At 63.9% G+C, this 18,329-nt stretch carries 14 protein-coding genes and 1 pseudogene; 13 read left to right on the plus strand and 2 right to left on the minus strand.

Annotated elements, in window-relative coordinates; all coding sequences use genetic code 11:
• The first annotated feature begins 119 nt into the window (after positions 1 to 119).
• From V1293_RS14755 to V1293_RS14770, 4 genes are all read left to right on the plus strand, one after another.
• Entirely contained in the window at positions 120 to 1,028 is a 909-nt protein-coding gene (locus tag V1293_RS14755) for an IclR family transcriptional regulator (protein WP_334510614.1), read from the plus strand.
• A 178-nt stretch (positions 1,029 to 1,206) separates the two neighbouring features.
• Positions 1,207 to 2,451, plus strand: a complete 1,245-nt coding sequence (locus tag V1293_RS14760; protein WP_334510615.1) for an ABC transporter substrate-binding protein — start codon at positions 1,207 to 1,209, stop codon at positions 2,449 to 2,451.
• 101 nt (positions 2,452 to 2,552) lie between these two features.
• A complete protein-coding gene (locus V1293_RS14765) occupies positions 2,553 to 3,428 on the plus strand; it encodes a branched-chain amino acid ABC transporter permease (protein ID WP_334510617.1) in 876 nt (291 codons plus the stop codon).
• Entirely contained in the window at positions 3,425 to 5,962 is a 2,538-nt protein-coding gene (locus tag V1293_RS14770) for a branched-chain amino acid ABC transporter ATP-binding protein/permease (protein ID WP_334510618.1), read from the plus strand. Before V1293_RS14765 ends, V1293_RS14770 begins: the two co-directional genes overlap by 4 nt.
• A gap of 134 nt (positions 5,963 to 6,096) precedes the next feature.
• Here V1293_RS14770 and V1293_RS14775 read toward each other — a convergent pair whose 3' ends face one another.
• Positions 6,097 to 6,393, minus strand: coding sequence for a hypothetical protein (locus V1293_RS14775; protein ID WP_334510619.1), 297 nt, complete (start codon positions 6,391 to 6,393; stop codon positions 6,097 to 6,099).
• Between the two features lie 107 nt (positions 6,394 to 6,500).
• Between V1293_RS14775 and V1293_RS14780 the strand changes: the two genes are divergently transcribed.
• Both V1293_RS14780 and V1293_RS14785 read left to right on the plus strand, forming a co-directional pair.
• Positions 6,501 to 6,977 carry a cyclic nucleotide-binding domain-containing protein gene (locus V1293_RS14780; protein WP_334510620.1) on the plus strand — a complete coding sequence of 159 codons (477 nt, stop codon included), beginning with the start codon at positions 6,501 to 6,503 and terminating at the stop codon, positions 6,975 to 6,977.
• A 339-nt stretch (positions 6,978 to 7,316) separates the two neighbouring features.
• Positions 7,317 to 7,901, plus strand: a complete 585-nt coding sequence (locus V1293_RS14785; protein WP_334510621.1) for a hypothetical protein — start codon at positions 7,317 to 7,319, stop codon at positions 7,899 to 7,901.
• A 122-nt stretch (positions 7,902 to 8,023) separates the two neighbouring features.
• On the opposite strand, the gene hemC is transcribed toward V1293_RS14785, so the two are convergent.
• Positions 8,024 to 9,016 carry a hydroxymethylbilane synthase gene (hemC, locus tag V1293_RS14790; protein WP_442894351.1) on the minus strand — a complete coding sequence of 331 codons (993 nt, stop codon included), beginning with the start codon at positions 9,014 to 9,016 and terminating at the stop codon, positions 8,024 to 8,026.
• A gap of 239 nt (positions 9,017 to 9,255) precedes the next feature.
• Here hemC and V1293_RS14795 point away from each other — a divergent pair, with 239 nt between their 5' ends.
• The 7 genes and pseudogenes from V1293_RS14795 (at position 9,256) to V1293_RS14825 (ending at position 17,944) form a co-directional block, all read left to right on the plus strand.
• On the plus strand, positions 9,256 to 10,503 hold the full coding sequence (locus V1293_RS14795) for a multidrug effflux MFS transporter (protein WP_334510623.1): 1,248 nt from the start codon (positions 9,256 to 9,258) through the stop codon (positions 10,501 to 10,503).
• Positions 10,504 to 10,652: 149 nt separating this feature from the next.
• On the plus strand, positions 10,653 to 12,071 hold the full coding sequence (locus V1293_RS14800; RefSeq protein ID WP_334510624.1) for a M20 family metallopeptidase: 1,419 nt from the start codon (positions 10,653 to 10,655) through the stop codon (positions 12,069 to 12,071).
• A 251-nt stretch (positions 12,072 to 12,322) separates the two neighbouring features.
• Complete coding sequence (locus tag V1293_RS14805) at positions 12,323 to 14,119, plus strand: peptide ABC transporter substrate-binding protein (RefSeq protein ID WP_334510626.1); 1,797 nt, start codon at positions 12,323 to 12,325, stop codon at positions 14,117 to 14,119.
• 21 nt (positions 14,120 to 14,140) lie between these two features.
• The gene (locus tag V1293_RS14810) at positions 14,141 to 15,100 is read left to right on the plus strand and encodes an ABC transporter permease (RefSeq protein WP_334510627.1); all 960 of its coding nucleotides are present in this window, start codon (positions 14,141 to 14,143) and stop codon (positions 15,098 to 15,100) included.
• Positions 15,066 to 15,986, plus strand: a complete 921-nt coding sequence (locus V1293_RS14815; protein ID WP_334510628.1) for an ABC transporter permease — start codon at positions 15,066 to 15,068, stop codon at positions 15,984 to 15,986. Before V1293_RS14810 ends, V1293_RS14815 begins: the two co-directional genes overlap by 35 nt.
• A pseudogene (locus V1293_RS14820) lies at positions 15,986 to 16,979 on the plus strand (ABC transporter ATP-binding protein). Before V1293_RS14815 ends, V1293_RS14820 begins: the two are co-directional and overlap by 1 nt.
• A complete protein-coding gene (locus V1293_RS14825) occupies positions 16,976 to 17,944 on the plus strand; it encodes an ABC transporter ATP-binding protein (protein ID WP_334510629.1) in 969 nt (322 codons plus the stop codon). The pseudogene V1293_RS14820 and the gene V1293_RS14825 overlap by 4 nt, the downstream one beginning before the upstream one ends.
• Positions 17,945 to 18,329: the final 385 nt, after the last annotated feature.

Genomic DNA, 18,329 nt, shown 5'->3' on the forward strand with positions numbered 1-18,329 from the left:
TGTACGTCAATTGCTATTGTGGTATGGTGCAGATTGCGGCCTCAGCCGAGACGCGGCGCTGTTGCCGGGCGAGGACGGCCTGATAGAGTTCGCCTCGCCCATCCTGGAGAGTTGATTCCGTGAACCCGCGCACCAAGCCGAAGACGAGCGACAAGCAGGCAACGCCGCGCAAGGTTTCGATCGGCAAGGTCTCGATCGCAAGGCTGGTGCCATCAAGCGAACCCAACATCGACGACGAGGCCGAGGAGCGCGCGCGCGGCGGCGTGCAGTCGCTGGGCCGCGCCTTTTCGATCCTCGAGGAAGTCGCGCGACACCGCGAGGGCATTGGATTAGCGGACCTCAGCAAGCTGGTAGGCCTGCATAATTCCACCACCTTTCACCTCGCCAAGACGCTGGTCTCGCTCGGCTATCTCCGGCAGGAGCGCGATTCAAAACGCTATCGCGTCGGCCGGCCGCTGTTTGCACTCGCAGCCAGCGCGCTCGACGAAATCGAGATGGTGAATCTGGCGACGCCGGTGCTGGAAGACCTGTCGCGCGAAACCGGCGAAAGCGGCCATTTTGCCGTGCGCATGGGCGACGCCGTGGTCGTGATCGCCCGCACCAGCGGGCTAGGGGCGTTCCAGTTGACCGACCGCGTCGGCGTGGTGCGGCCGGCGCATTGCACCGCGCTCGGCAAGATCATGCTGGCCTCGCTGCGCCCCGACCAGTTGAAGCGCTTTCTCGAACGGGTCGAACTGAATCCGTCGACGAAAAAATCGATTACGGACCCCGCCGTACTCTTGCGCGAGATCGCCGAAATCCGCCGCAGCGCGATCGCCTTCGACGACGGCGAATTCAATGCGGAAGTCCGCTGCGTCGCGGTGCCGGTCTATAACTTCACCGGCGAAGTGATCGGCGCGCTCGGCATTTCCGGCCCGATCTGGCGCATGACGGACCAAGTGCTGCAAAGCCGCGCCAAGCTGGTGCAATCGGCCGCCGCCCGGCTGTCAGCCGAATTCGGCGCGCGGGATCTGGCAAAGTCCTCCTGATCCGATCGGGCCAAACTCCGCTCCCAACGGCTTGAACGCGGCTGCGACGCATTTGGCGTTGACAGGAGCCACTGCGTCCGGAAATATCCTACAACAATAAAAGAACGTCTCTCACATTGTCGCATAAGCGGGAACGGAAGAGAGAACGTCGCGACGTATCCCGGGGAGGAGAGCAGTGATGAGCCGCTACAGCCGACGTACCCTGTTGAAGGCCGGCGCCGCCTTTGCCGGCGCCTCCGCGATCGGATCTCCTTCCATCCTCAGCGCCCAGGCCGCGCGAATAAAGATCGGCCATCTGGTGCCGCTGACCGGCTTCCTCGGCGCGATCGGCAGCTACGCCCAGCTCGGGGTGAAGATGGCGGCCGAAGAGATCAACGCGTCCGGCGGCATCATGGGCAAGCAGATCGACCTGATGTCGGAAGACTCGGTTAATCCCGCCACCGCGTCCACCAAGGCGCAGCGCATGATCGAGCAGGACGGCGCGGTATTGTTGTTTGGCGAAATCTCCTCCGCCTCGTCGCTGACCATCATGCAGGTCGCCGAGCGCAACAAGAAGGTGTTCTTCTCCACCGGTGCGCGCTCCGACGCGCTGCGCGGCAAGGATTGCAACCGCTACGCCTTCCACTGCGACATTCCCAATACCGTGATGGTCAACGCCGTCGGCACCGCGCTCAATCAGAAGGGCATGGTGAAGGGCAAGAAGTTCGTCACCCTGACCGCGGACTATATTTTCGGCCACGACCTCCTAAAGGCCGCCAAAGCCTTTTTCAGCGCCAACGACGCCACCCTGATCGGCGACGAGCTGGTTGCAACCGACGTCAACGACTTCAGCCCGTATCTGTTAAAAGTCCGGCAGGCCAAGCCCGATGTCGTGTGCTGCAACCTCGCCGGCAACCAGGTGACCAACCTCGTCAAGCAATATGCCGAGTTCGGCTTCGCCTACCCGCTCGTCGGCTTCAACCTCAACACCGGCGACGCCTGGGCGATGGGCGAAGGCAATCTCAGCGGCACCTGGCCGACGGTCTGGTATCACACGCTCGACAATCCGGCCTCGAAGGCTTTTGTCGAGGCCTTCACCAGGAAATACGGCAAGCCGCCGGAGAACCACGCCTGGATCGAATACATCACGCTGAAAATGATCGCGCAGGCGATCACCGAGACCAAGTCGACCGAGAGCGATGCGCTGATCGGCTATTTCGAGAAGCAGACGCAGTTCGACATCATGAAGGGCCGCAAGGCCTATTTCCGTTCCTGGGACCATCAGCTCGTGCAGGAGGCCTATCCGTTCACCGTGAAGCCGAAAAACGAGATGAAGGACAAGTGGGACATGCTCGTGCTCGGCGAAGCCGTGCCGACCGCAGGCGCCGAACTTGAATCGATCTACCCGACGAAGACGCAAAATCCCTGCAACATGAAGGCATAGAAGCCCGAAACGGGCGTCGGGCACACTGGCGTTGCGGCGCCGGCACAGATCAGCCGGCGCCGTCTCTTTTTCAAGGCGCGTTTAGAGGTCGCGGATCGCACATGCAGTTCGGATTTCTACTGGAGCAGGTTGTGAATGGCCTGGTGCTCGGAGGCTATTACCTCCTGATTGCGCTCGGCCTGTCGCTGATCTTCAGCGTCGGCGGCATCGTCAATCTCGCGCATGGCGCGTTCTATGCGCTCGGCGCCTACATCTCCGTCGAGATCACGAAATATCTCGGCTTCGGTTCGGCGATGGTGCTGTCGCCGGTTGCGGTCGCGTTGCTCGGCATTCTCTTCGAGCGCTTCATTTTGCGCCGCTTCTACGACGCCGATCCGATCCTGAGCCTCTTGGTGACGTTCGGCCTCGCCATGGTCACCGAGCAGGCGATCCGCATTATCTGGGGCGCGCCGCCGGTATCGGCCGCGATCCCGCAATCCTTTCGCGGCTCGGTCTTCCTCGGCGACTTCCTGTTCTCGCGCTATCGCTTGCTGATCCTCGCCGTCGTCGCCGCGGTCCTCGTCGGCGTCTGGCTGCTCTTGCACAAGACCTCGTTCGGCCGCGTGGTGCGCGCCGGCATCCAGCGGCCGGATATGGTGGCTGCGCTGGGCATCCGGCTACAGCCCTACATGACCGCGATCGTCATGCTCGGCGTCGGCATGGCGGCGCTTGGCGGCGCGTTCTTTGCGCCGATCACGATCGTGCATCCCGCCATGGGCGCCGAGATCATCACGGTCGCCTTTGTCGTCGTCGTCATCGGCGGCCTCGGCAGCTTTTGGGGCGTGGTGCTGGCGGCGATGCTGGTTGGCGTTGTCCGCGGCATCACCATCCATTTCGCGCCGGCTGCCGGCGAAGCATCGATCTACGTGCTGATGTTCCTGGTGCTGCTGGTGCGCCCGCGCGGGCTCTTGGGCGAACGGATCGAGAAGTTCGAATGACAAGCACGTTCCTCAACAAATATCGCCCGCTGCAATCAGCCACGCTCGCCGTCATCGCGCTGCCGTTCGGCCTCTATCTGCTCGGGCTGTCGCTCAACACCGGCACCATGGTGGTGGCGCTCGCCATTGCCGCGATGGGGCTCAACCTCTGCATCGGCTATACCGGCCTGGTCTCGTTCGGCCACGGCGCGTGGTTCGGCATCGGCGCCTACGCGGCGGGGCTGATCCAGCGCAACTGGTTCAACAACGATATCTTCCTGCCGCTGCTGCTGGCGGCCGTTGTCGTCGCCGTTATCGCAACCTTTGTCGGCTTCGTCATCCTGCGCCGGCGCGGCGTCTATTTCTCGCTGCTGACGCTGGCGCTGTCGGCGCTGGCCTACACCATCGCCTTCCGCTGGACCGCGGTGACTGGCGGCGAGGACGGCCTCGGCGGCTTGAAGCGCGGCAGCATCGGGCCTTTCAGCCTCGACAATGCGCTCAACTATTACATCGTCGTCTCGGTGCTCTGCCTCGGCGTGCTCTATCTGCTGCTGCGGCTTGTGCGCTCGCCGTTCGGCCATGTGCTGATGGCGATCCGCGAGAACCAGTTGCGCGCCACGTTCCAGGGCTATCCGGTCGAGCGCTACAAGCTCGGCGTCTTCGTGATCTCGGCCATCGTGACCGGCTTTGCCGGCGGGCTGATCGGTTTCCAGAACTACCTCGTTTCCGCCGAAGCGGTCTCGGTGCCGTTCTCCGGCGAACTGCTCGCGATCGTCGTGATCGGCGGCATGCGCAGCATGCTGGGGCCGGCGATCGGCGCGCTGTTCTTCATCCTGTTCCGCGAGTTGTTTTCGATCTGGACGTCGAACTGGCTGCTGTGGTTCGGCCTCGTCTTCGTCGCCTTCGTGCTGTACTCGCCGGGCGGCCTCGTCGGCATCTGGGCGACGCTTGCAAAACGCTGGTGGCCGCCGCCGGAAGAAGCCGCTGCCATGAGCAAGCGCAAGATTTACGAAGGCCTGCCGCTGCCGGCCTTCCTGCTGCCGAAAGGACTCGACGGCATCGTGCTTGACGTGCGCGGCGTCTCGAAGACGTTTGGCGGCATTCGCGCGGTGACCGATGCGAGCCTCACCGTCGGCGCGGGCGAAATTCACGCCTTGATCGGGCCGAACGGCGCGGGAAAGACCACGCTGTTCAATCTGGTCTCCGGCCTCTACCCGACCGACGGCGGCACCATCAAGCTGAACGGCCGCGAGATCCAGGGCGTGCCGTCGGAGGCGATCTGCCATCAGGGGCTGGCCCGCTCGTTCCAGATCACCAATCTGTTCAAGGGGCTGTCGATCTACGAAAACCTGCGGCTGTCGCTGCAGGCGCAGAACGCCGGGCGCTTCAACCTCTGGCGCGATATCGATCACTACAAGGATATCCACGCCGAGACGGCGGAGCTTATAAAATTCCTCGGCCTCGAAGGCATCGAGACCATCGAGGGCGGCGAACTGTCCTATGGCGGGCAGCGGCTGGTCGATCTCGGCATCGCGCTCGGCTCCAAGCCGCAGGTGCTGCTGCTGGACGAGCCGCTCGCCGGTCTTGCCGCCGCCGAGCGCGAGCGCGTCTCGAACCTCGTCAAGAACATCGCCGCCAATATTCCGGTCCTGATCGTCGAGCACGACATCGACCGCGTGCTCGGCTTCTCCCGCACCGTCACCGTGATGAACCAGGGCGAGGTGCTGATGACCGGCTCGCCCGAGGCCGTGCGCGCCGACCGCAGGGTGCAGGAGATCTATACCGGCACCGGCGTACCCGAAGTCGAGCATGTCAGCAGCGATTACGCGAAGGCGAGCGCCACGCCGATCCTGCGCTTCGAGCGCGTCAACACCTTCTACGGCAAGAGCCACATCCTGCACGACGCCACGCTCGACGTGCGCGAGGGCGAGATCGTCGCCCTGCTTGGCCGCAACGGCGCCGGCAAGTCGACGCTACTGAAGACGCTTGCGGGCCTCGTGCCGCTGTCGTCGGGCACGATCAAATATTCAGGCAGCGATATCTCCCGCCTGCCCGCGCCGGACATCGCGCGCGCCGGCATCGGCTATGTGCCGCAGGGCCGCGGCCTGTTCGCCGGCATGACGGTCAGGGAAAATCTCTCGCTCGGTCGTCTCGCCCGCAAGACCGACGGCAGCAACGGCGTGGTATGGGACGAGGCGAAGATCCTCGAATACTTCCCGCGCCTGCGCGAGCGCATGGACGTCGCGGCGGATTATCTCTCCGGCGGCGAGCAGCAGATGGTGGCGGTGGCGCGCGCGATGTCGGGCAACGTCAAACTCCTGCTGCTCGACGAACCCTTCGAGGGACTGGCGCCGGCCGTGATCCTCGACCTGTTCAAGGTGTTCGACCGGCTGCGGCAGCACATCTCGATCGTGATCGTCGAACACAACCTCGATCTCGTGCTGGCGCTCGCCGACCGCGTGTTCGCGCTGGAGCGCGGCGCAGTGTTCCATGAGGGGCCGGCGCAACCGCTGCTGACCGATCTCGAATACCGCAAGAAGATCTTGTGGCTATGAGATAGCTCACCGCCGTCATTGCGAGCGAAGCGAAGCAATCCATCTCGCGGCATAAAGATGGATTGCTTCGTCGCTTCGCTCCCTTGCGCAAACGCTTCGCGTTTGTCGCAGGCAATGACGGCGTGGCGCGTTCGTCATTCCGAGCAGAGATAGGTCCGCAGGCCCGCGCGATAGGCGCTGTATCGATAATACGGCCGGTAGGCGCGGCCGCGATACAGCGCGGTCGGCTGCCCGGCATACCAGGCGCCGTGATAGAAATTGTCCGCGGGTCCCTCGCTGCAGCGGAACGGAATCCAGGTGTAGCGCGCGGGCGGCGGCCCGATGCCGATCTCTTCGGGGGTCACCAGAAAGCGCTGCTGGGCTTGCGCCGGCAGCGAGAGTAGCGCTGCGGTCGCGACCAATGCGGCACTCAGAACTGACGCGTAACGCATGCAAGTCCCCTCGCCTCTGTCGACCCATCGCAATATACCGGCAGCCGCGCGTCGGCGAAAGCAGGTTCCGAACTTGCCGCTGCCGGGAGCGGGAGTATATTGACTCGATGGCTGTCAGCTCGCCCGATCTGAAAGCGTTCTTGCTCGCCACACCTTTCTTCGGTGGCCTCTCAGACGCAAGCCTTGATCTCCTGGTCTCAATGCTGGTCGAGCGCAGCTTCGACGCCGGTGCCCCGATCGTCGCGGAAGGCGAACCGGGGCGCTCCATGTTCATTGTTCACGCGGGCCACCTCGTGGTGAGCAAGCTCGGCGATTCCGGGCGCTCAATTCGAATGTCGGATCTCGAGCCCGGCGATTTCTTCGGCGAAATGACGCTGATCGAAATGCAGAACCGGTCAGCCACCGTCGTCGCGGAGACCGCAACCGTATTGTACGAGCTCACGGCCAGAAACCTCTACACCTACTACAAGGCCGACATCCACGCCTACGTGATCGTGATGCAGAATATCAACCGCGAACTGTGCCGGCGGCTCCGCCGCGCCGACCGTCGCATTGCCGAGCTGAGCTTTCACGCGAGTGGATGATGCAGATACACCCCGCAACGGCCCGTAGCGTGGCCGCCAACGTTCTGAATCGACTTCGGCTCTCGGCGTCACAGCGGACATGGCTGGACTTGCCTCTGGATCGCCCCGGTGGCGAATGAATCGTACCGGAAGTCGCACCCGCTTCACTTAAAATTGAGCATTCGGCGCGTTAGAGGTTGACGCAATTAGCCCTTACAACCTAGTAACGCTGGGCGGCTCTTCACGGCCGCGCTGGACACTAGCAGGCGATGCCTCGGACAGAGTGACAATTGATCCCAGCCACGCATGCTTGCGTCGTAAGTTTTGAAAGTAGACCAGTTGGCAAGTGGATTTCGACTGTTGCCGCCCGGCGTCGAAGGGCAATACTTCAAGGCGGTGCCGGAAGGCTGGCTGTTCGGCGCGCCGGGACCATGGCTCGCGTTTGGTCTTCGCCCCACCTATCTCGTGACGGACGCGCAAAAGGCCGCGCTCGCTGCCCGCATTCGGCTTAGCCGGTACATTCGCTTGCTATTGGCAATTCCTTTGGTGGCAGCAACTCCGTTTTGGATGCACTTAGTGCGAGGTCTCTCGCTCTTCGATAACACCTTGCTTATTCTTGGGCTTTATCTGCTCTCCGTGCACTTTCTTGAATATCTCATGATCAAGCGTCTCCTCACGGATCTTCCACGAGCGGCGGAGCGCATGACGGTGGCAGACATGTTGCAACAACAGTCCAAGGCGATGTCGATCAGATCGCAGGCTATGCTGGGCGTTTTCTTTGGCCTCGCCAGCGCTCTAAGTTTAGCGTGCCTCTCGCTCGGAATGCCTGTTGAGCGAGATTTGATGCACTACATCGCAATATTTTCCGGAGGCCTATCCATTCTCTGGCTCGGAATGTTAATGGCGAAGCTGTGGGGAAGTTGGCGTTCGAATACCCCCGTCTAGCCCGTCTCGCCTGATCACGACCGTGGAGTGCAGCTCATAATTCGGTACCCGCCGACGCCTGCGATGCGGAATTTGTTCCGCGATCGGCGCATATCGGACATCGAATAGCAATCAAGCTCGATTTATGGGTACGCCTCCGAGTCTAATTCGTCCGGCCGTGTGCGCGCGATAATCTCGGCCGCGCCCTTGTCCAGCAACGCCAACCCCACCGCGCGGCCGAGTTCGCGCGGACGGTCCGCCGCGCCCTGCCGCGACACCTCGATGAAGCGGTCGCCGGTTTCGTCGAGCACGGCGGCCGTCAGCGTCAACTCGTTGCCCGCCGAGGTGGCGTGGCCGGCGATCGGCGAGTTGCAGTGGCCGTTCAGCACCCACAGCACCTCGCGCTCGGCCTCGGCGCAGAGGCGCGACGCGGCGTCCTCGATCTTCGCCAGCCGTGCGCGCGTCAGCCAATCGTTCTCAACGCATTCGACCGCGACGATGCCCTGCCCCACCGCCGGCAGCATTTCGTGAACTGAAAAGTCATGGACGATACGTGAAGCCATTCCGAGCCGCTCGAGTCCCGACCGCGCCATGACAAGCGCGTCCGCAGGTCCCACCTCGCCGCCATCCGGAAGCCGCTGCTTGTCGCCGCGATCGAGTTTTGCGACCCGCGTATCGGCCGCGCCGCGGAAATGGATGACAGTCACTTCCGGAAACAGCCGGCGCAGATACGCCGCGCGGCGCACCGCATTGGTGCCGATCTTGAAACCCTTGCCCTTCGAAGCGCGAAACGCTTCCAGCGAGAGCCCGGGACGCATCACCAGCGCGTCGTTGGCGGCGTCGCGCGGCAAGGTCGCTCCGATGATCAGGCCCGGCGTCTCCTCGTTGCCCGGAACGTCCTTCAGCGAATGCATTGCGGCCTGCAATTCGCCTGCGCGCATGGCTTCGCGAATTTCAGCGACGAAGGCGCCGCCCTTGCCGCCATGGCGCAGCAGCTTGCTGGTCTGGTCCTGGTCGCCGCGGGTTTCGAACTTGACGATCTCGACGTCGAGCGCGGGATCGGCCGCGCGCAACAGCCGCGCGATCGCTTCCGTCTGCGCCAGCGCCATCGCGCTCTTGCGCGTGCCGATCTTCAAGGTCTGTCCCGACACAAGGTCTCCGTTTGAAGGCGTCTATCGCTGATGTCTAGCGTCTAGGGGATAGAGCAAGCCGCCCACCAGAACAACGCCTTTGGCCTGCCGCACGAACGAGTCTTTCCGGCCTGACCGGCGTGGCCTGCTTCAAGCCGCGCCGGCCGATGGTCTGCCATGCCGAAAACGTTATTTGTGCAGCGCACCAAAATCCATAGGGTGCCGCCTTCAAAAGGAATTTTTTGTTGTCCGACACCAGTGCCAATGCCTTGGCCGCTTCAGGCCACCGCCCGATGGGCTTCCCCGAATTCGTGATCGTGATCGCGTCCATCATGGCGCTCAATCCGCTCGCGATGGACATGATGCTGCCGGCGCTGCCGGCCATCGCGTCCGCCTTCGACATCACCTCGGCCAACCGGCCGCAGATGGTGCTGTCGATGTTTCTGGTCGGCTTCGGCGTCGGCCAGTTCGTGATGGGCCCGCTGTCCGACCGGTTCGGCCGGCGCCCGGTCCTGCTCGGCGGAATGGCCGTTTATTGTGTCGCGAGCCTGCTTGCGATCGCGGCGCCTTCGTTTGAAACCTTGCTGCTGGCGCGCGCGCTGCAGGGCCTCTGCACCTCGGCCACCCGCGTGATCGCGACCTCGATCGTCCGCGACTGCTACGCCGGCCGGCGCATGGCGAGCGTGATGTCGCTGGCGATGATGGTGTTCATTGCCGTGCCCGTCATCGCCCCGGCCTTCGGCCAGGCCGTGCTGATGCTGACGCAATGGCGCGGCATCTTCATCGTGCTGATGCTGTATGGCGTGGTGGCGCTGATCTGGAGCGCGCTGCGCATGCCGGAGACGTTGCCTGTCGACAGGCGCAGATCGCTCGCTTTTCGCGCGGTGTTCGATGCGTTCCGCCAGACCGTGACCAATCGCCAGACGCTGGGCTATGCGCTGGCGGCCGGCGGCGTGTTGGGGTCGCTGTTCGCCTTCGTATTCATCTCGCAGCAGGTGTTCACCGGCATCTACCAGCTCGGACATTATTTTCCGGTTGCGTTTGCCGGCGTCGCCGTCGGAACCGCGATCGCCGGTTTCGTCAATTCCCGCCTCGTCGGCCGCCTCGGCATGCGCGTGCTCTCCCACGGCGCACTGATCGGCTTCGTGGTCATCTCCGCAACCATGCTGGTGACGGCGAAAATGCAGATGCTGCCGCTGCCGCTGTTCATGGTGCTCTCGGTATCGATGATGTTCGCGTTCGGCTTGATGATCGCCAATTTCACCGCGCTCGCCATGGAGCCGCAGGGCCATATCGCCGGCACCGCCGCGTCGCTGTACGGCTCGATCACCACCCTGCTCGCCATCGGCATTGGCGCCACCATCGGGCAGGATTACGACGGCACGCTGGTGCCGTTCGCGACCGGCTTCCTGCTCTGCACGCTGGCCGCACTTGCCGTGGTGCTGGTGGTGGAGAAAGGCCGGCTGTTCCAGCCGCATGGCTTGAAGGTGTGACCGGCCCATCTGCGTTCGGGCCGGCGTAGCGACGCAACTTGCGCCCCGCCCCCGCCGCATGGCTGAATGTCCGCCGGGCGCTGGCGTCATGGGGCGAAGCTGATAACAATTCCTCAGCTCACATCGCCTTCAGAATTGGGAATCGGAAGATGGATAATCGCAGTAACATCTGGCGTGGCGTCGACACGATCAAGCCGCGCTTTGTCGCCTTGGCCGACCGGGTCTGGGCGATGCCCGAGGTCTGCTACACCGAGGCGCGCTCTTCCGCCGAACATCTGGCCGAGCTGCGCCATCAGGGTTTTCGCGTCACCGAGCAGGTCGCCGGCATTCCCACTGCCGTGATGGGCGAATGGGGCGAAGGCGGGCCCGTGATCGCCTTCCTTGGCGAATATGACGCCCTGCCCGGCCTCAGCCAGGAAGCCGGCGTGGCCGAACCTCGGCCGCTCCAGGCCGGCGGGCATGGCCACGGTTGCGGCCACAATTTGCTTGGTTCCGCCGCGCTGCTTGCGGCCACGGCCGTGAAGGACTGGCTCGCCGACCACAAGATGGCGGGGCGCGTGCGCTATTACGGCTGCCCTGCGGAAGAAGGCGGCGCGGCGAAGGCCTTCATGGTGCGCGATGGCGCCTTCGACGACGCCGACATCGCCATCACCTGGCACCCGTCGAGCTTCTGGGAAGTGGTGGTGACGCCTTCGCTCGCCAACACCCGCGCCGATTTCATCTTCACCGGGCGCACCTCGCATGCCGCGGCCTCGCCGCATCTCGGCCGCAGCGCGCTCGATGCGGTCGAACTGATGAATGTCGGCGTCAACTACATGCGCGAGCACATGCCGAGCGACGCCCGCGTTCATTACGCGTTGCTCGACACCGGCGGCATTGCCCCCAACGTGGTGCAGGCCCATGCCCGCGTGCGCTATTCGATCCGCGACCGCGACCTGCCCGGCATGAACGAACTGGTGGAACGCGTCCACAAGATCGCGCAGGGCGCGGCGCTGATGACCGAAACCAAAGTGGAGATGAAGATCATTTCCGCCGTCTCCAACCTGTTGCCGAACACCCCGCTCGAGGCGGCGCTTCATGGCATCATGGAGGAACTCGGCCCGCCGCATTTCGACGACACAGACAAGGACTTCGCCGGAAAGATCCGCTCCACGCTGACGGACAAGGATATCGCGTCCGTCTATCGCTCGATCGGCATGGAGCCGACCGACCGGCCGCTGGCCGATTTCATCGTCCCGCTGGATGCCAAGCGTAACCCGCAAATCGGCTCGACCGACGTCGGCGACGTGAGCTGGGTCGTGCCGACCGTGCAGGTCCATGCCCCGACGGTAGCGATCGGCACCCCGTTCCACACCTGGCAGGTGGTGGCGCAGGGCAAGAGCCCGCACGCCCACAAGGCCATGGTGCAGGCCGCCAAGGCGATGGCGGGGCTCGGCGTCCGGGCACTGACGGAACCGGACCTGATCGCCGCCGCCAAGGCCGACCTGAAGAGGCGCACCACCCGCACGCCCTATGTCAGTCCGCTGCCGGACAGCGTCGCGCCGCCGCTGAATATGTCGCTGACCTGACCGGGTCCGGCGAACAAATTTTTTGCAGTGCAGAGCACGATTCAGCGCGCTTTTGCGCCGGATTGCCGAAGCGATGTGCGCCGCAGCGTGTTTCTGCTCAAGCAAAAATCACAGGCCCCTTCCATTCTGCCGATTGTCGACAGCGAGGCGTTGACGTTCGGGCCATTTGATGTGCCATCTTACCCGGGGACACCTGACGCTGCCGCCCGGCGGCGCGCCGTACAACGCCAGAACCAGACACGGGGACAACGATGCTGGACAACGAACTGCGAACCATGATCGACGAAGTAAAGGACGGGCGCATGGATCGCCGCGGCTTCGTTCAGCGCATGCTGGCTGTCGGTCTCACCGCGCCGATGGCGACGCAGCTTCTGGCCATCGGCGGCGTGGCCATGGCCGAGGGCCCCTCCGTCTACAAGCCGACCAAGCGCGGCGGCGGCGGCCCGCTGAAGCTGTTGTGGTGGCAGGGCCCCACCCTGCTCAACCCGCATTTCGCCACCGGCACCAAGGATCAGGACGGCTCTCGCATCTTCTACGAGCCGCTCGCAAGCTGGGACGCCGAGGGCCATCTCAACCCGATCCTCGCCGCGGAAATCCCGTCGATCCAGAACGGCGGGCTAGCCTCCGACGCCAAATCGGTGGTCTGGAAACTCAAGCCCGGCGTCAAATGGCATGACGGCAAGCCTCTCACCGCCGATGACCTCGTGTTCAACTGGGAATATGCCAGCGATCCCGCAACCGCGGCGGTCTCGGTCAACATGTACTCCAACATGACCGTCGAAAAGATCGACGACCTCTCCGTCCGCATCAAGTTCAAGGACCCGACTCCGTTCTGGGCCAATGCCTTTGTCGGCGCCTATGGCTGCATCATTCCGAAGCACCTGTTCGCCGAGTACAAGGGCGGCAAGTCGCGCGAGGCGCCGAACAATCTGAAGCCGGTCGGCACCGGTCCCTACAAGTTCGTCGAGTTCAAGCCGGGCGACCTGATCCGTGGCGAGATCAACCCTGATTACCACATGGCCAACCGGCCCTACTTCGATTCGATCGATCTGAAGGGCGGCGGCGATGCCGTCTCGGCAGCGCGCGCCATCATCCAGACCGGCGAATATGACTATGCCTGGAACATGCAGGTCGAGGACGAAGTCCTGCTGCGTCTCGAAAAGGGCGGCAAGGGCAAGACCATCTACGCGCCCGGCGGCGATATCGAGTTCATCGCCGTCAACTTCACCGACCCCAACACCGAGGTCGACGGCGAGCGCTCGTCGCTGAAGACCAAGCATCCCATCCTGTCGGACCCGAAGGTGCGCAAGGCGCTCGCGCTCCTGGTCGATCGCGACTCCGTCAAGAAGGCGATCTACGGCCGCGCCGGCCGCACCACCGCGAACTACCTCAACGGCCCCGCGGAGTTCGTGTCCAAGAACACCAAATGGGAGTTCAGCGTCGAGAAGGCGAGCGCGCTGCTCGAAGAGGCCGGATGGAAAGCCGGCGCCGACGGCATCCGCGAGAAGGACGGCAAGAAGCTGAAGCTCCTGTACCAGACCGCGATCAACGGCCCGCGCCAGAAGACCCAGGCCATCGTCAAGCAGGCCTGCCAGAAGGCCGGCATCGACGTCGAGCTGAAATCGGTCGTGGCCTCGGTGTTCTTCTCCTCCGACGTCGCAAACCCCGACACCTACTCCAAGTTCTACGCCGACATCGAGATGTTCCAGATTCCAATGGCGCAGCCCGATCCAGCCCTGCATATGCGCCGCTACCATTCGCGCTTCGTCGCCACCAAGGAGAACAAGTGGCAGGGCCAGAATTTTCCGCGCTGGATCAACAAGGACTTCGACGCGGCGATCGATGCCGCCGAGAACGAAATCGACCCGCTCAAGCGGGCCGACCTCTACATCAAATGCAACGATTTGATGTGGCAGGACACCGTGATGATTCCGGTGATGCACCGCATCAAGGTGGGCGCCACGTCCAACACGTTGCGCCCGGTGGTCAGCGGCTGGGCCAACGACCTGGATAATCTGCAGGACTGGTACCGGGAGGCGACGGGATAAGCGCGACGGGATTTTTCCCTCATGAGCCAGTATGTTCTGCGTCGCCTTCTGATCGCCGTTCCGAGCCTGCTCGGAATTTCGCTCGTCCTGTTCATCGTGCTTGCGCTGGCGCCCGGTGACCCGTTCAGCGAACTGGCGACCAACCCGAACGTGCCGCCCGAAGTCGCCGCCGCGCTTCGGGCCAAGTTCGGCCTCGACGATCCGATCTACCTCCGCTACCTGCACTGGATCACCGCCATGCTGCAGGGCGACTGGGGTTTTTCGTTCGTCAGCCGGATGAACGTCGACACGCTGATCCTGCAGCGCCTGCCGGCGACGCTCTATGTGATCGGCTCGGCGCAACTATTGGCGCTCACGATCGCGATACCGGTCGGCGTCTATGCCGCGACGAGGCCTTATTCGATCTTCGACCAGATCGCCAACACGCTCGCCTTCATCGGCTTTTCGCTGCCGACGTTCTTCACCGGCTTGCTGTTCATCCTGATCTTTTCGATCACGCTGGACTGGTTGCCTTTCGTCTACACCACCGACATCAAGGCGACCGGCTTCCGCTGGGTGATCGAACAGGTCCGGCAGGCCATCATGCCGGTGATGGTGCTCGCCCTGTTCCAGGCCGCCTCCATGACCCGCTTCGTGCGTTCGGCCATGCTGGACGTGATCCGGCTCGACTATGTCACCACCGCCCGCGCCAAGGGCCTCGGGCAGGCCCGGGTGATCGTCAAGCACGCGATGCGCAACGCCATGATCCCGGTCGTCACGCTGGTGGCGCTGCAGATGCCGGCCGTATTCGGCGGCGCCATCGTTACCGAGCAGATTTTTCGCATTCCGGGCATCGGCTCGCTCCTGATCTCCTCCATCCTCTCCAACGACACGCCGGTCGTGATGGCCGTGACTTTCGTGTTCGCCTGTCTTGTCGTGCTCTTCAACCTGATCGCGGATGTCCTTTATGGCTGGCTTGACCCTCGCATCTCCCTCCGCTGAGCGGCGGCCGGCCTGGTCGCCCTGGCGCGAGACCTGGCGGCGCTATCGCCGCCACAAGCTCGCCGTGGTCAGCGCGGTCCTGCTGCTGGTCCTGATCCTGGCGGTGGTGTTCGGCCCCTTCGTCTGGCGCGTCAGCATCAACGACATCGATTTCAACGCGCGCCTCGAAGGCCCTTCGCTCACCCATCCCTTCGGCACCGATGATCTCGGACAGGATATTCTCGCCCGCATGATCTATGGCGGACGCATCTCGCTTGCGGTGGGCTTAGCCGCGATGGCGGTCTCGGTCATCATCGGCACGCTGATCGGCGCGCTCGCCGGCATGTCGCGCGGCGCGCTCGGGCATGCGCTGATGTGGCTCACCGACCTCTTCCTGTCGCTGCCGCAACTGCCGCTGCTCTTGCTCCTGATCTATCTGTTCCGCGACGGGCTCAAGGCCGCGTTCGGCCCCGAGGGCGGCATCTTCATTCTCATCGTGCTGGTCATCGGCGGCCTGCGCTGGATGCCGGTCGCCCGCCTGGTGCGCGCGCAATTTCTCTCGCTGCGCGAAAAAGACTTCGTCGAAGCCGCCCGCGCGCTCGGCGCCAGTCCGCTGCGGCAGGTGGTGCGCCACATCCTGCCCAACGCGCTGGGACCGGTGATCATTGCCGGCACCATCGACGTCGCCGCCGCCATCATCGCGGAATCGACTCTGTCCTTTCTCGGCCTCGGCTTCCCGCCCGACGTGCCGACCTGGGGCCGGCTGCTGTTTGACGCCAAGGACTTTCTCGACATCGCCGCCCACTGGGCGCTGTTTCCGGGCGGCGCCATCTTCGTAGCCGTCGTCGCCATCAACTTCATCGGCGACGGCATGCGCGACGCGCTCGATGCAAGGCGGGTGATCTGATGGCGCCGCTGCTCGAGATCAAGGGGCTGAAGACTCACTTTGCCACCGACGACGGCATGCTAAGGGCGGTCGACGGCGTCGACATCGCGCTCAACAAGGGCGAGACGCTCTGCGTGGTCGGGGAATCCGGCTGCGGCAAGACCGTCACGGCGATGTCGATCCTGAAGCTGATCGCAATGCCGCCGGGCCGCATCGTCGAAGGCCAGATCCTGTTCGAGGGCCGCGATCTCGTGCCGCTCACGAGCAGCGAACTTGATGACATCAGGGCCAAGCAGATCGGCTTCATCTTCCAGGAGCCGATGACCTCGCTCAACCCGGTACTGTCGATCGGCGAGCAGATCGCCGAGAGCCTGCGCCGCCACGAGGGCCTGTCGAAAAAGGACGCGCTGGCCGCGCACAATCGAGATGCTGACGCTGGTGCAGATTCCCAATGCGGAAGGCCGCGTGCACGATTATCCGCACCAGTTCTCGGGCGGCATGCGCCAGCGCGTCATGATCGCCATGGCGCTGGCCTGCAAGCCAAAACTCGTCATCGCCGACGAGCCGACCACCGCGCTCGACGTCACCATCCAGGCGCAAATCCTCGATTTGTTGCAGGACATGAAGGAACGCTTCGGCATGGCGGTCATGCTGATCACCCATGCCATGGGCGTGGTCGCCGAGACCGCGCAGCGCGTCGTCGTCATGTATGCCGGCAAGGTGGTGGAAGAGGCCGATGTCGACAGCCTGTTCGCAAGCCCGCGCCATCCGTACACGCAAGGGTTAATCCGCTCGATCCCGCGCATCGACCTCGCCAGCGCGCACAAGACCCGGCTGGAGGCCATCGGCGGCTCGGTGCCGATCCTGATCAATCCCGCCCCCGGCTGCCGCTTCGCGCCGCGCTGCCGCTTCGCCTTCGCGCGCTGCTCCGAACAGGAACCGATGTTGCGCGAGGTAGCACCAGGCCATCGCATGGCCTGTCACCTCGGAGAGACGCAGGGAGCAACCGCATGAGCGAACCCTTGCTGCAAGTCACCGGGCTGAAGAAGCATTTTTCCGTCAAGGGCGGACTCCTTTCGCGCGAGGTCGGGCGCGTTCACGCAGTCGACGGCGTGTCGTTTGCGGTCAATCGCGGCGAAACGCTCGGACTGGTCGGCGAGTCCGGTTGCGGCAAGTCGACCACGGCGCGCTGCGTGCTGCGCCTCGTCGAACCCAGCGAAGGCGAGATCGTCTTTGACGGACAAGACATGCGCAGTCTTTCCGGCGGCGACCTGCGCGCCATGCGGCGCAACATGCAGATCGTGTTTCAGGATCCCTTTGCCTCGCTCAATCCGCGCATGACCGTCGGCGCGATCCTTGGCGAAGCCTTCACCATCCACGAACTCGCCTCCTCGGCAAGCGAGCGGGACGATCGCGTGGCCAGCCTGCTCGTCAAGGTGGGACTGAAGGCCGAGCACATGCGCCGCTACCCGCACGAATTTTCCGGCGGCCAGCGCCAGCGCATCGTGATTGCGCGCGCGCTCGCGGTGGAGCCGAAGTTCATCGTCTGCGACGAGCCGGTTTCCGCGCTCGACGTCTCGATCCAGGCGCAGGTGATCAACCTGTTGGAAGACCTGCAGGCCGAACTCAACCTGACCTATCTGTTCGTCGCTCACGATCTCTCCGTGGTGGAGCATATTTCCGACCGCGTGGCGGTGATGTATCTCGGGCGCATCGTTGAACTGGCTGACGCGAGCGATCTCTATCGCCATCCGCGGCATCCCTATACCCAGGCGCTGCTCTCCGCCGTGCCGGTGCCGGACCCGAAGGTGAAGCGCAGGCGGATCCGCCTGCAAGGCGATGTGCCCAGCCCGATGAACCCGCCGCGCGGCTGTCATTTTCACACCCGCTGCCCGATCGCCGAACCCCGCTGCCGGGAAAGCGCGCCCGAACTGAAGCAGGGCAGCGACGGGCATTTCGTGGCCTGCCATCTGGCCTGAAGTGTGCTCGCCGAAACAGGCACCGTTTTTTGAAATCAGGCCACTGTCGGGTTCCCTACAGACAGCAGCAAGAATCAGATTCTAGCTTGGCCGCATGCCGGGACGGCATGGGGATCGGCGCGCCCCGGCATAGAACGGCCCCAGTGGACTTCAGCCCCCTGAAGCTGGGGTCGTTTCTTTTGAACGGCCGCATTTCTTTAAACAGGCCGGACCAGCCGACGTCGGCGCGCCGACTATCCACCGCTTCTCGTGCGGGCGGCGTTCGTGAATTCAATCATCGAAAATGCGGCGGCCCCGCCGCGGTGGTGGTGGTGGTTGGACCACTCTTGCCGGGGGCGGGGCCGCGATCAGATCGTGGCGTTACCTCTGGTGAACGCCGTTTTTG

Source organism: Bradyrhizobium sp. AZCC 1693, from assembly GCF_036924745.1.
In the GTDB taxonomy this organism is placed as follows: domain Bacteria; phylum Pseudomonadota; class Alphaproteobacteria; order Rhizobiales; family Xanthobacteraceae; genus Bradyrhizobium.

Coding starts and splice junctions, on each gene's coding strand:
- V1293_RS14825 (WP_334510629.1), top strand. CDS start 16,976: ATGAGCGAACCCTTGCTGCAAGTCACCGGGCTGAAGAAGCATTTTTCC.
- V1293_RS14780 (WP_334510620.1), top strand. CDS start 6,501: ATGGCTGTCAGCTCGCCCGATCTGAAAGCGTTCTTGCTCGCCACACCT.
- V1293_RS14800 (WP_334510624.1), top strand. CDS start 10,653: ATGGATAATCGCAGTAACATCTGGCGTGGCGTCGACACGATCAAGCCG.
- V1293_RS14805 (WP_334510626.1), top strand. CDS start 12,323: ATGCTGGACAACGAACTGCGAACCATGATCGACGAAGTAAAGGACGGG.
- V1293_RS14770 (WP_334510618.1), top strand. CDS start 3,425: ATGACAAGCACGTTCCTCAACAAATATCGCCCGCTGCAATCAGCCACG.
- V1293_RS14775 (WP_334510619.1), bottom strand. CDS start 6,393: ATGCGTTACGCGTCAGTTCTGAGTGCCGCATTGGTCGCGACCGCAGCG.
- V1293_RS14815 (WP_334510628.1), top strand. CDS start 15,066: ATGGCTGGCTTGACCCTCGCATCTCCCTCCGCTGAGCGGCGGCCGGCC.
- V1293_RS14760 (WP_334510615.1), top strand. CDS start 1,207: ATGAGCCGCTACAGCCGACGTACCCTGTTGAAGGCCGGCGCCGCCTTT.
- V1293_RS14810 (WP_334510627.1), top strand. CDS start 14,141: ATGAGCCAGTATGTTCTGCGTCGCCTTCTGATCGCCGTTCCGAGCCTG.
- V1293_RS14765 (WP_334510617.1), top strand. CDS start 2,553: ATGCAGTTCGGATTTCTACTGGAGCAGGTTGTGAATGGCCTGGTGCTC.